Origin of the sequence: Corynebacterium uterequi, from assembly GCF_001021065.1 — a bacterium.
Classification (GTDB): domain Bacteria; phylum Actinomycetota; class Actinomycetes; order Mycobacteriales; family Mycobacteriaceae; genus Corynebacterium; species Corynebacterium uterequi.
The window spans coordinates 511,094-523,407 of the sequence record NZ_CP011546.1; the positions used below are offsets into that span (position 1 = coordinate 511,094).

Annotated in this window: 13 protein-coding genes; 10 read left to right on the forward strand and 3 right to left on the reverse strand. The window is 69.0% G+C overall.

Annotation, left to right across the window (positions count from 1 at the left end):
* Positions 1–28: 28 nt before the first annotated feature.
* Complete coding sequence (locus CUTER_RS02415) at positions 29–1,558, reverse strand: LCP family protein (RefSeq protein WP_052843990.1); 1,530 nt, start codon at positions 1,556–1,558, stop codon at positions 29–31.
* A 110-nt stretch (positions 1,559–1,668) separates the two neighbouring features.
* On the opposite strand from CUTER_RS02415, the gene CUTER_RS02420 reads away from it, so the two are divergent.
* The 3 genes from CUTER_RS02420 to CUTER_RS02430 all read left to right on the forward strand — a co-directional run bounded on the left by CUTER_RS02420 (position 1,669) and on the right by CUTER_RS02430 (position 4,363).
* Positions 1,669–2,535, forward strand: coding sequence for a glycosyltransferase family 2 protein (locus CUTER_RS02420; protein ID WP_047259091.1), 867 nt, complete (start codon positions 1,669–1,671; stop codon positions 2,533–2,535).
* A gap of 118 nt (positions 2,536–2,653) precedes the next feature.
* Positions 2,654–3,733, forward strand: a complete 1,080-nt coding sequence (gene manB, locus CUTER_RS02425) for a mannose-1-phosphate guanylyltransferase (protein ID WP_407919174.1) — start codon at positions 2,654–2,656, stop codon at positions 3,731–3,733.
* A gap of 330 nt (positions 3,734–4,063) precedes the next feature.
* A complete protein-coding gene (locus CUTER_RS02430) occupies positions 4,064–4,363 on the forward strand; it encodes a WhiB family transcriptional regulator (RefSeq protein ID WP_047259093.1) in 300 nt (99 codons plus the stop codon).
* Between the two features lie 3 nt (positions 4,364–4,366).
* Here CUTER_RS02430 and CUTER_RS02435 read toward each other — a convergent pair whose 3' ends face one another.
* Positions 4,367–4,822 carry a metallopeptidase family protein gene (locus tag CUTER_RS02435; protein WP_047259094.1) on the reverse strand — a complete coding sequence of 152 codons (456 nt, stop codon included), beginning with the start codon at positions 4,820–4,822 and terminating at the stop codon, positions 4,367–4,369.
* A 99-nt stretch (positions 4,823–4,921) separates the two neighbouring features.
* Here CUTER_RS02435 and CUTER_RS02440 point away from each other — a divergent pair, with 99 nt between their 5' ends.
* The 4 genes from CUTER_RS02440 to manA all read left to right on the forward strand — a co-directional run bounded on the left by CUTER_RS02440 (position 4,922) and on the right by manA (position 9,091).
* Positions 4,922–5,386, forward strand: a complete 465-nt coding sequence (locus CUTER_RS02440; protein WP_047259095.1) for a DUF3499 domain-containing protein — start codon at positions 4,922–4,924, stop codon at positions 5,384–5,386.
* Positions 5,387–5,475: 89 nt separating this feature from the next.
* Positions 5,476–6,852 carry a phosphomannomutase/phosphoglucomutase gene (locus CUTER_RS02445; protein ID WP_047259096.1) on the forward strand — a complete coding sequence of 459 codons (1,377 nt, stop codon included), beginning with the start codon at positions 5,476–5,478 and terminating at the stop codon, positions 6,850–6,852.
* A gap of 7 nt (positions 6,853–6,859) precedes the next feature.
* On the forward strand, positions 6,860–7,885 hold the full coding sequence (locus CUTER_RS02450) for a hypothetical protein (RefSeq protein ID WP_047259097.1): 1,026 nt from the start codon (positions 6,860–6,862) through the stop codon (positions 7,883–7,885).
* A gap of 12 nt (positions 7,886–7,897) precedes the next feature.
* The gene (manA, locus tag CUTER_RS02455) at positions 7,898–9,091 is read left to right on the forward strand and encodes a mannose-6-phosphate isomerase, class I (protein ID WP_047259098.1); all 1,194 of its coding nucleotides are present in this window, start codon (positions 7,898–7,900) and stop codon (positions 9,089–9,091) included.
* A 10-nt stretch (positions 9,092–9,101) separates the two neighbouring features.
* Here manA and CUTER_RS02460 read toward each other — a convergent pair whose 3' ends face one another.
* Positions 9,102–9,701, reverse strand: coding sequence for a hypothetical protein (locus CUTER_RS02460; RefSeq protein WP_047259099.1), 600 nt, complete (start codon positions 9,699–9,701; stop codon positions 9,102–9,104).
* A 136-nt stretch (positions 9,702–9,837) separates the two neighbouring features.
* Between CUTER_RS02460 and CUTER_RS02465 the strand changes: the two genes are divergently transcribed.
* The 3 genes from CUTER_RS02465 to CUTER_RS02475 are packed head-to-tail and all read left to right on the forward strand — an operon-like array spanning position 9,838 to position 12,304.
* On the forward strand, positions 9,838–10,185 hold the full coding sequence (locus CUTER_RS02465; protein ID WP_047259100.1) for a DUF4259 domain-containing protein: 348 nt from the start codon (positions 9,838–9,840) through the stop codon (positions 10,183–10,185).
* A 59-nt stretch (positions 10,186–10,244) separates the two neighbouring features.
* Positions 10,245–11,687, forward strand: coding sequence for an adenosylhomocysteinase (ahcY, locus tag CUTER_RS02470; RefSeq protein WP_047259101.1), 1,443 nt, complete (start codon positions 10,245–10,247; stop codon positions 11,685–11,687).
* On the forward strand, positions 11,687–12,304 hold the full coding sequence (locus tag CUTER_RS02475; RefSeq protein WP_047259102.1) for a dTMP kinase: 618 nt from the start codon (positions 11,687–11,689) through the stop codon (positions 12,302–12,304). Before ahcY ends, CUTER_RS02475 begins: the two co-directional genes overlap by 1 nt.
* Positions 12,305–12,314: the final 10 nt, after the last annotated feature.

Consider the following 12,314-nt stretch of genomic DNA (forward strand, 5'->3'; position numbering starts at 1 on the left):
GCCCACTGTATATATCCTGTGGCGTTTTTTAGTTAATGCAGGTGGGCGTGGAGCCGCCGACGCCGATCATCGGGGTGGTCACCGCCATGGGGGCGATGGCCACGGATTCGCCCGCGGTGGGGCCGGTGAAGTTGTCGGCGGTGACGACGATGAGGACGCCGTCGACGCCCTCGGCCTCGGTGATGGGGAGCCCACCCAGGAGCTCGGAGAGTTCCAGCGCCGCCGGGTCGGAGGAGTCGGAGGCGACGATCTGTGAGCTGAAGTACGCCCCCGGGGTGGCGTTGCCCACGGTGGTGACGGTGAGCCCCTGCTCGCCGAGCCAGCCGCCCACTCCGGCGGCGAGTCCGTCGGTGCTGCCGGCGTTGAGGACGTGAACCTCGACGGCGGCGAGTGCGTCGCTGATGGGCTCGTCGGGGGCGAGTTGGTAGCTCGTCTGCGAGGCGGGGGAGGTGGGCTGGCCGGTGGCGCCGCTGCGGAAGAACTCGTGGACGGCGGAGACGTCGACGGTGACCACGGATTCGCCGTTGTCGCCGACGCCGTCGGTGGCGGTGACGGGGATGGTGGCGAAGTGGATGTCGGAGCTGGCCAGGTCGCTGAGCTGGGTGGCGAAGCTCATGAGGTCCCAGCCTTGGTCCAGGGCCACCGATTGGCGGATGGCCTGGGACATGTCGGCGAGGCGCTGCGGGTTGGTGAGGGTGCCGGTGGACAACACGGTGTCCGCCATGGAGGCGAGGACCGCCTGCTGACGGGTCATGCGGTCGAAGTCGCCGTTGGGCAGGCCGTGTCTTTGCCGCACGAAGGCCAGCGCTTCGTAGCCGTCGAGGGTTTGGACGCCGGCGGGGAAGTCGGCGCCGGAGTAGGGGTCGCTGACGGCGGCGTTGAGACAGACTTCCACGCCACCGACGGCGTCGACGAGCGCCGCGAATCCCGACAGCCCCACCTCCGCGTAGTGGTCGATCTGCACGCCGGTGAGGCTGTGGATGGCGTCGAGGAGACCGGAGCGGCCGGCCTGCATCGCCTCGTACTCGGCGCGCACACTGGTGGGGTCGAGGGTGGCGGAGAGTTCGTCGAGCTTGGCGACCCGGTAGCTGTTGTAGACCGCGTTGATCTTGAGGTGGCCGAACTCCGGGTGGTCGATGTACGTGTCGCGGGGGATGGAGACCGCCGTGGCCTGGCCGCCGTTGTCGGGGATGCGCACGACCATGAGGGTGTCGGTGTTTTGCACGGCGATGTCGTCGCCGACGTGGAGCTTTTGGAGTTCCTCCGCGCTGAGGGAGTCACCGTTGGCGGCGGCGCGGGTATCGCGGCCGACGAGGAGGATATCGGTGGCGTTGTCGTCGTCGCCGGGGGCATCGGCGCCGAGGTCAAGCCCGCTGGCGGAGGTGATATCGTTGCCGAGCTTTCCCACTGCCGCGTAGCCAGCGCCGGAGAGCAGGATCACGAGGCTGGAGGCGATAACGAGGGCTGATTTCAGCCCTCGGCCACCGAGTTGGGGGCCGAAGGCGGCGCGGTAGGGCGGGCTCTGAATGGCGCGTACCTGGCGATGCGGGGTTGACACGGGCGCGTGCCTCCAAAACTATCCGGCTGTTCTTACCGAGAAATTGTAGGACACTGCCCGGCGTTTGTGAGTTAACCTCCCTGCCGTGGCGCCGGTAGCATCCGGAGGTTGTGAAGCTTTCAACCCCTGTGACTGTGGTGACCGTGACGTATTCCCCGGGCCGGCACCTGGCGGCGTTTCTCGATTCGCTGGCGGGTGCCTACGCGGGCCCGGTGCGGGTGATCGTGGTGGATAACGGCTCCACCGACGGCGCCCCGGAGGCGGCTGCCGCTGCCGATGACCGGGTGGAGCTGCTCAGCGGGGGCGGCAATGTGGGCTACGGCGCGGCGATGAACGCCGGGGTGCGCCATGCGGGCGCGGGCGCCGGCGACGTCCTCATCCTCGCCAACCCAGACGTCGTTTTCGAGCCGGGGGCCATCGACGCCCTCGTCGAGGTGTTTGAGCGGTACCCGCAGGCGGCGTCGGCAGGGCCAAGGATCGTGGAGGCAGACGGGTCGACGTACCCGTCGGCGCGCCGGGTGCCGTCGGTGGCCACGGGGGTGGGCCATGCGTTGTGGTCGAAGGTGTGGCCCGGCAACCCGTGGACGCGCCGGTACCGGGCGGATGCGGTGATGGACGTCGAACGCGAGGCGGGGTGGCTGTCGGGTTCGTGCCTGGCGGTGCGACGGGAGGCGTTTAGCGCCGTCGGCGGGTTCGACGAACGCTATTTCATGTACCTCGAAGACGTGGATCTGGGGGATCGCTTTGGCCGGGCGGGGTATCTCAACGTCTATACGCCGGCGGCGCGGATCCGGCACGAGCAGGGCCATTCGACGAAGCCTCGGGCGGCGTCGATGGTGCCGGCGCATCATCGCAGCGCCTACCGCTTCCAGGCGGATCGTCACCCGGGGTGGGCGGAGTGGCCGCTGCGAGCGCTGCTGTGGGCGGGGTTGCGGGCCCGGGCGTGGCTGCTGACGCGACCAATTCCCCGTAGGTGATCGGTGAGTTTCCTGTACACGCGTGGGAAATACCCCCGCGGCGGCGTCGACTGCGTAGCTTAGTAGGGGTAGTTCTTCATAATCTACGTCGAAGTGAGGTTGACGAACCATGTCCTCCATGCCGATTGCCGGCAGCACCGACGCGGTCATCCTGGTGGGCGGTCGCGGTACGCGCCTGCGTCCGCTGACCGTGAATACACCGAAGCCGATGTTGCCCACCGCGAACTACCCGTTCCTCAAGCACCTGCTGTCACGCATCAAGGCGGCGGGGATCACCCATGTGGTGCTGGGGACGTCGTTCAAGGCGGAGGTGTTCGAGGAGTATTTCGGTGACGGCTCCGACATGGGTTTGGAGATCGAGTACGTCGTCGAGCAGGAAGCGCTGGGTACGGGCGGCGCGATCCGCAATGTCTACGATCGGCTGCGCGCGGATACGGTGCTGGTGTTTAACGGCGACGTTCTCGGCGATACGGACATCAACGCGGTGTTGACGACGCATCGGGACAAGGACGCGGATCTCACGATGCACCTGGTGCGGGTGCCGGACCCGCGGGCCTATGGCTGCGTGCCGACGGACGCCGACGGCAACGTGGTCGCCTTCCTGGAGAAGACGGAGGATCCGCCGACCGATCAGATCAACGCCGGCTGCTACGTTTTCCGCCGCGAGTTGATCGAGGCTATCCCGGCGGGCCGGGTGGTGTCGGTGGAGCGGGAGACGTTCCCGCAGATCCTGGAGGCTGGCCGGAAGTTCGTCGGCCACGTGGACGCCTCCTATTGGCGCGACATGGGCCGCCCGGATGACTTCGTGCAAGGCTCAGCCGACCTGGTTCGAGGTATCGCGCACTCGCCGTTGCTGGCGGGGCGCACGGGCGAGGCGATCGTCGACGAGTCGGCGGGTGTGGCCGGCGGCGTGTTGCTGCTGGGCGGCACGTGCGTCGGGCGAGGCGCGGAGATCGGCGCCGGGTCGCGCATTGATGGCTCGGTCATCATGGATGGGGTGACGGTGGAGCCGGGCGCGATGATCCGGGATTCCATCATCGCCGCCGGGGCGAAGATCGGCGCTAATGCGCGGATCAGCGATTGCGTTATCGGCGAAGGGGCGAAGATCGGCGCGCGGTGCGAGCTGCGCGACGGGATGCGCGTGTGGCCGGGCGTGGACATCCCGGACACGGGAATCAGGTTCTCCTCGGACTCGTAGTCCTCGCTTCGCAGCGACGCCGTCCCCGGCCCCCACCCTTGTGGCGGGGGCCTTCATTATGTCTACATGTAGTACCCCCGCTAAATGCCCCCGCCCTGAAACTCCAGTGACTGGTGGGACTGAAAGTGACTGTGGCCTGCCACTTTTCTGATAAAAAGCTGAACTTCTCGCGCATAGGTTGACGCCATTTAGTACCCACCGGTTAAATCGCACACAAGTGAGAATCGAGTGCGCCCCAGCTCCCCGGCGCCGGGTCAGGGGAGGGCGATCCTGCGGGCAGCGGGGCCCCACGGGGGACCACTTTCAGTGCATGAGAAAAGGAGAACTGGCGTGGACGACACGGCTAACAACGCCGTTCTCCGTGATGGGACGGTGCTCAACATGGCGCTGGACGAGCTGTTCAGCGCGGTCGAGCAGGACTGGCAAGATCAGGCGCTGTGCGCCCAAACCGACCCGGAGGCCTTCTTTCCCGAAAAGGGCGGATCCACCCGGGAAGCAAAGCGAATCTGCCAGGCCTGCGCGGTGCGTGACGAATGCCTGGAATTCGCCCTGGAGCACGACCAGCGCTTTGGTGTGTGGGGCGGGCTGACCGACCGGGAACGTCGCCGCCTGCGCCGCGACATCGGCTAGCTGCTAGTCCTCGAAGTAGGGGTCCACGTCTCGTGGGCTGAGGTTGAGGTGCTGCGCCACCAACACGCTGAGCACGTGGCGCAGCAGGGTGGCGCGCTCCTCTGGGTTCTCGCAGCGGGCCTCGACCGGCTGCCGAAACACCACCAGCCGGGCGCGCGTCGGCCGGCCTGCCGAGTCAATCCCCGCGGCGAACAGCCGCCCGAGCGGCACCGGACCGTCGGCGACGATGTCGTCGGACAGCACCGTCGACGCCGGGTTGAGCCGCATCCGCGGGATCATGTCCACCGCTAAGTCCAGGTGTGCCAGTTCGTCGCTGAAGCGTTGCACGATCGGCGCGTAGGCGTCGAGCACGGCCATGTCGAAGCGCTCCGAACGCGTCCTCGCCCGCGGAATGGCGTGGGGGAAGATCGGCCCGCGGGGCCCGCGGCCGTGGCGGTCTCGAAAAGCTCTCACATGCACGCCCCTCACCCTAGGCCGGCTCGCTCGCGGGAGCGGTCACGCCACGCCGCGGCCCGGGCGCCGATCGCGGTGTTTGACGCAGGCGTTACAGTAACAGGCGTGGCTCAGTATCGACGTTGTTCCCGACCAGGCTGCGGCAAACCCGCCGTCGCCACCTTGACGTACGCCTATGCCGAGTCGACAGCCGTCGTCGGGCCGCTGGCGGCGGTGAAGGAGCCGCACGCCTGGGACCTGTGCGAACGCCACGCCGGGCGGATCACCGCCCCGCTGGGCTGGGATCTGGTGCGCGTGGAAGACATCGAGATCGACGACGACGAGGACCTCATCGCCCTCGCCGAGGCGGTCCGGGTGGCCGGGCGGGTCACGAGCGGGCTCGTGGACGCGGACTACCCGGCCGGCGCGGACCCCATCGACCGGCCGAACCCGCACACGTTGGCCGACCCGGCCGACCCGCTGACCTCCGAGCACCCGGTGTTGCGCACGAAGCGGGTGGCGGCGGACAACCGTCGGCGCCGCTCCCACCTGCATGTGGTGCGTGAAGATGAGCCGAAAGGCTCAAGTTAGCCCCGCAGTTGCGCTAACCAGGCCGGGCGTGGCGGTAGGCTTCAGGGGCATAACCTAGACCGTTTTCGTTGTGAAAGGCCTGATGCCCCGTGACCGTTTCCCGTACCGCCGAGTCCCTGGCGAGCGTTATCAAGGCGTACGACGTCCGTGGCGTCGTCGGCGACACCATCGACGCCGCCCTCGTGGCCGACATCGGTGCCGCCTACGCCCGCATCCTGCGCGGCGAGGGTGAGACGCAGGTGGCGGTGGGCTACGACATGCGGCCGTCGTCGCCCGAGCTGGCGCGGGCCTTCGCCGAAGGGGTCACCGCCCAGGGGCTCGACGCCGTCCTGCTGGGGCTGACCTCCACGGATGAGCTGTACTACGCCTCCGGGGAGCTCGGCTGCGCCGGCGCGATGTTCACCGCGTCGCACAATCCGGCGAAGTACAACGGCATCAAGCTGTGCCGGGCGGGAGCGAAGCCGGTGAGCCAGGATTCCGGGCTGGCAGAGATCACCCAGGCGCTCATCGACGGTATCGCGGGTTACGACGGCGAACCGGGCACCCTCAGCGAACGCGACGTCCTCGCCGGCTACGGCGCCTACCTGCGCAATCTGGTCGATCTCAGCGCCAACCGCCCGCTCGTGGTGGCGGTCGACGCCGCCAACGGCATGGCGGGGCTGACGATCCCGGCTGTGTTCGACGGCCTGCCGCTGGACATCCGGCCGCTGTATTTCGAGCTCGACGGCACTTTCCCCAACCATGAGGCCAACCCCCTGGACCCGGCGAACCTGGTGGATCTGCAGAAGTTCGTGGTCGCCGAGGGCGCAGACATCGGCCTGGCCTTCGACGGCGACGCGGACCGCTGCTTCGTCATCGACGAGCGCGGCAACCCCGTCTCCCCGTCGGCGATCACCGCCTTGGTCGCGAAGCGGCACCTCGCCGAGCACCCGGGGGCGACGATCATCCACAACCTCATCACGTCAAAGGCGGTGCCCGAGATCATCGCCGAGGAGGGCGGAACGCCGGTGCGCACCCGCGTCGGCCACTCCTTCATCAAGGCCACCATGGCCGAGCGGCAGGCCGTGTTCGGCGGCGAGCACTCCGCCCACTACTACTTCGCCACGTTCTTCAACGCGGACTCCGGCCTCCTGGCGGCCATGCACGTCCTTGCGGCGCTGGGCTCCACGCAGGAGCCGCTGTCGGAGCTGATGGCCTCCTTCGAGCGCTACGAGGCCTCCGGCGAGATCAACTCCACCGTCGCGGACCAGGCGGCCGCCACCCAGGAGGTGCTCGACGCCTTCGCCGACCGCATCGAGTCGACGGACCGCCTCGACGGGGTCACCGTGGAGCTTAAGGGCACGAAGGCGTGGTTCAACCTGCGTGGATCGAACACGGAGCCGCTGCTACGCCTCAACGTCGAAGCCCCGACGCGTAAGGAGGTCGACGCCCTGGTGGCCGACGTCCTCGCCGTCGTGCGGAAGTAGGCCCACCATGACCGGTGGCGAGTACTTCGACGGGTCCCGCTACGACGCGGAAACCGTCCGCTTCTTCGACGTCGCCCACGAGGGCGCCCAGCTGCGCACGGTTGCCGCCGCGGCCGGCGACATCGCGGCGGCGGTGGGCGGCGTGCCGCGCAGCGTGGTCATCCTCGCCCCGGACTACCTCGTGCGAGTTAGTGCCGCGGTGGCGGTGCAGCTGCGTTCGCCGCTGGCGGTGCCGATCGTGGTGGTCGCGCAGCTGCCCGCCTACGTGGGCGCGCTTGACGTCGTCGTGGTCCTCACCGACCGTGGCGACGACCCGGCCGTGGCGCAGGCTCTGCTCACCGCGGCCCGCCGCGGCGCCCGCGTCGTCGTGGCCGGTCCCGCCCGGGGGCCGATGGTAGGAGACATCGCCGACGCCGCCGACGCCGGCACCGTCGTTGCCGTTCCGGCGCTACCGACCGTGTCGGGGACGTCGCCAGCCCGCGCCATCGCCACCGTGCTCGTGGTGTGCGACGCCGTCACCGGCCACGGCGAGCTCGCCGGGGATCGATTGGCCGCCGTCGCCGACGCCGTCGACGCCGACTTGGAGCTGCTGTCCCCACAGCGCGACGCGAGCATCAACCCCGGCCGCCAGCTCGCCGCCGCCACCCGGGGCGGCACGGTCGTGCACACCGCCACCGAGGACGGCGGTCCCATCGCCGCGGCCGTCGCACGTCTCGCCGCCGCCATCTGGAACGCCCAGGGCATGCCGAGCGGCTTCGTCGACGCCGCCGATCTGCCGGCCGCCGCGGAGCGCGCCGGCGTGGGCACGGTGGACGCTCTTTTCCACGATCCCTTTCTTGACGGCCCCCACGATTTGCTACCGTTGACGTTTATTGTGTGGGCGGCTAAAGAGCCCCCGGTGGCCAATTCCTTCGCGGTGCCGGTGCCCGACGGGTGCGTAGCCCAGCCGGTACGAGACGCGGAGACCGCGCTGCGGCTGGTAACCAGAGCCCTCGCCGCACCCACCTATGATCCAGAAGAACTAAGCACGTAAAGGACGACGTTCGTGGAGCTGCTCACCGGGACCATGCGCAACTACCCGTGGGGGTCGAGGACCCTCCTCGCGGACCTCCGCGGCGCCGAGAGCCCATCGCCGAGGCCGGAAGCCGAGCTGTGGTACGGCGCCCACCCGGGTGCCCCGGCGACCGTCGACGGGCGGCCGTTGGGCGAGCTCATCGCCGACGACCCCACGGCGGCCCTCGGCGAGCGCCTCATCGAACGCTTCGGGGCGGAGCTGCCGTTCCTCGTCAAGCTGCTCGCCGCCGGCGAACCGCTGAGCCTGCAGGCCCACCCGTCGCTTCAGCAGGCGCAGGAGGGCTACGCCCGGGAGGACGCCGCGGGCATCGACGTGGCGGCGAGCGACCGCAACTACCGGGACCGCAACCACAAGCCGGAGATCATCGTCGCGCTCACGCCCTTCCGCGCCCTGTCCGGCTTCCGCCCGGTAGCGGCCACCCGTGAGTTCTTCGCCGCGTTGAACTGCCCGGCGCTCAACCACTACGCCCCGATCCTGCAGGGCAGCGACGAAAACGACGACCTGCGGGCCCTGTTCACCACGTGGATCACCATCCCCGCGGCCACTCGCGTCGCGCTCATCACGGAGGTCGTCGCCGCCGCCGAGGCCGCGCTGGCCGGCGCCGAGGATCTGCCGGAGTGGATCGCCCAGGCGCTGCGCGTGGTGGTCGAGCTCAACGACCGCTACCCCGGTGACGTCGGGGTCCTCGGGGCGATGCTGCTCAACGTCATCGAGCTCGCGCCCGGGGAGGCAGCGTTCACCGACGCCGGCCAGCTCCACGCCTACCTGGAGGGCCTCGGGGTGGAGGTCATGGCGAATTCGGACAACGTGCTACGCGGCGGCCTGACCGCCAAGTACGTGGACGTGCCCGAGCTGGTGCGGGTGCTCGATTTCTCCGCCACGCAGGACGTGCGCGTCGGCCGGCGCGACGACGGCACCTACGAGGCGCCGGTGGATGACTTCGTCCTCGCCCGCCACCGCCTCGCCGCGGGGGAGAGCCGGCGCCTGCGCGTCGACGGCGCCCTCATCGCGGTGTGCACCGCGGGTGAGGCTGTGTGCGAGGATGCCGCCGGCGAGCGGCTCACCATCGCCCCGGCCGACGCCGTGTGGGTGCCGGCCGCCGACGGCGACGTCGTGGTCACCGGCGGCGAGCAGGGCGCCGAGGTCTTCGTGACGACGGCCTAGCTGACGGCCCCTACTCGGCGGCGGGCTCGTCGACGCTCGCCGGCTCCTCAGCCGGCGTGGGTGCCGAGGGCTCCGCGGCGCGGGTGGGCTCCACCTGGCTGGTCGGGCTCACCGCGTCCGACGGGATGGTGCTCGGTTCGGTGACGAGCTCGGGCCCGCCGATACCCGGCGTCGGCGTCACCGAACCGGGGGTGGGCTCCGGGGTGCCGTCGTCGGCCGGGGTTACCCCACCCGGCTGGGCCGGCGCCGGCTGGTTCGGCTCCGGCCGGGGCGCGGGGCGAGGCGCAGGGCGGTTGTCCGCGGAGACGAAGCCGGCGATGTTTTCGCTCCGGTTGCCCCATACGCGGCGGTGCCAGGCCTCGGGCTTGGGTTCTGCCAGCGGGGCGTGAGCGCCGGACGTCGCGGGCTGCTCCGGCGCGGCGTCGGTGCTGCTCGTCCGCTCCGCGGCGGTGGCTCGCTCGGACGGCGAGGAGGTGGCGCTGACCAGGGACGCGCCGGCGGGGGAGGGGCTATCGGGAGCGGTGGCCCACCACACGACGGCGGCAATGACAGCAGCCGCGACCAGCCCACCGACTAGGAAGATCGAGGCCTTGGCCTGGTCCTTCTTCATCGTCCGACGCACCTTCTCTCGGGGTCTGGTAACAGTTAGGAAACAACGTATCAGAGGCGCCAGTCGGTTTCCATGCCCGCGCTCAACCCCGCGGGGCGCATACTGAAAAGAAACATACCTACAAGGAGATTGAGGGATGAGCACCTGGGATTCGGCGATCTTCGCCGAGGATGTGAACGAGGACTTCCTCGTCGAGCTGGACGAGCTGAGCGACGACGAGGTGGTGGATGCAGTCCGCGACGCGTGCCTGCTCGCCGGCGACGACCCCACCGAAGAGGAGCGACTCGTCGGTTTGGCGGCCGCGACGATCGCGGCGATCTGGGCGGGCGCGCCGTTTAGCGCCGGCGACGTCGCCGAGGAGCACCGCTTCATCACGGGGCTGTCCGGCACCGTCGACGAGCAGCTGTCCGCCGCGGCGGCCGCGGTGCTGGATCAGGTGGCCGACGAGCACGACGTCGAACAGTTCCTCGAAGCCCTCAGCTAGGGTTGTCCCTTAAGGCCCGTGGCCTGCCCACCGATCATCAAGGAGTTAGTTTTCCCACTATGACCACCCCCTTCGACTACAAGGTTGCCGATCTCTCCCTGCATGAGGCGGGCCGGCATCAGATCCGCCTCGCCGAACACGAGATGCCGGGGTTGATGGCGCTTCGTGAGGAGTTCGCCGACGAGCAGCCGCTCGCCGGCGCGCGCATCGCCGGCTCCATTCACATGACGACGCAGACCGCGGTGCTCATCGAGACCCTCACCGCCCTGGGCGCCGAGGTCCGCTGGGCGTCGTGCAACATCTTCTCCACCGAGGACCCGGCGGCGGCGGCAGTCGTCGTGGGCAAGCACGGCACCCCGGAGAACCCGCAGGGCGTGCCGGTGTTCGCGTGGAAGGGCGAAACCCTGGATGAGTACTGGTGGTGCGTCAATAAGATCTTCTCCTGGGGCGAGGGCGTGTACCCCAACATGATCCTCGACGACGGTGGCGACGCCACCATGGCCGTCATCAAGGGCACCGAGTTCGAAACCGCCGGTGCCGTTCCTGCCACCCCGGAGGGGGCCTCCGACGAGGAGATCGCCTTCTACGGGATGCTGCGCACCGTCCTGGCCGAGCAGCCGGGCAAGTTCACCGCCACCGCGGACAGCGTGCGAGGCGTGACCGAGGAGACCACCACGGGCGTGCACCGGCTGTACCACTTCGCGCAGGCCGGAGTGCTGCCCTTCCCGGCGATGAACGTCAACGACGCCGTCACGAAGAGCAAGTTCGACAACAAGTACGGCACCCGCCACTCCGTCATCGACGGTCTTAACCGCGGCACGGACATGCTCATCGGCGGCAAGCACGCACTGGTGTGCGGCTACGGCGACGTCGGCAAGGGCGTCGCGGAGGCGCTCAAGGGCCAGGGCGCCAACGTCTCTGTTACCGAGGTGGACCCGATCAACGCCCTGCAGGCGATGATGGAAGGCTTCGACGTCGTCACCGTCGACGACTTCATCGCCCAGGCGGACATCGTCATCACCGCTACCGGCAACCGAGACATCATCTCCTTCGAGCAGATGCTGAAGATGAAGGACCACGCGGTGCTCGGCAACATCGGCCACTTCGACAACGAGATCGACATGCACTCGCTGCTGCACCGCGACGACGTCACCCGCACCACCATCAAGCCGCAGGTGGACGAGTTCACCCTGCCCAATGGCCGGTCCATCATCGTGCTCTCCGAGGGTCGCCTGCTCAACCTGGGTAACGCCACCGGCCACCCCAGCTTCGTCATGAGCAACTCGTTTGCCGACCAGACCATCGCGCAGATCGAGTTGTTCACGAAGTCCGAGGAGTACGACAACGAGGTCTACCGGCTGCCCAAGCACCTCGATGAGAAGGTCGCCCGCATCCACGTGGAGGCCCTCGGTGGCCAGCTCACTGAGCTGACCAAGGTGCAGGCGGAGTACATCGGCGTCGACGTTGCCGGCCCCTTCAAGCCCGAGCACTACCGCTACTAATGATCGTCACGGTCGAGGGCATTGACGGCGCCGGCAAGAACACCCTCGTAGAGCGCCTCACAGCACCCCTGGGGGCGCGACGGTTGTCCTTCCCCCGGTATGAGCAGTCCATCCACGCCCAGCTCGCCCAGGAGGCGTTGCACGGCCGGATGGGGGATCTCACCGACTCGGCCTACGCCATGGCGACCCTGTTCGCCCTGGACCGCCACGGCGCCCGGGACCTGCTCGAGGCCTATGTCGGCTCCCCGGAGGTGCTGGTGCTGGACCGCTACGTCGCGTCGAACGCGGCGTACACGTGGGCCCGCACCGGCGACCAAGCGGCCGCCGACTGGGTGGCCGAGTTGGAGTTCTCCCGCCTCGGGCTGCCGGAGCCGGACCTGCAGATCCTGCTGGCCACCGACCCGGTGGAGGCGCGTCGTCGAGCCCGCGGGCGCGAGCAGGCGGACGCCACCCGGGCCCGGGACGCCTACGAGCGCGACGCCGGGCTTCAGGAACGCACCTTCGCCGCCTACCAGGCGCTAGCGCAGCGATCGTGGCATTCGCCCTGGCTGGTCACTGCCGACGCTAACGAGGCACTGGCTACAATGAGAACAACATTGTTTTCCCCCAGCGAGTAGGCAGGATTGT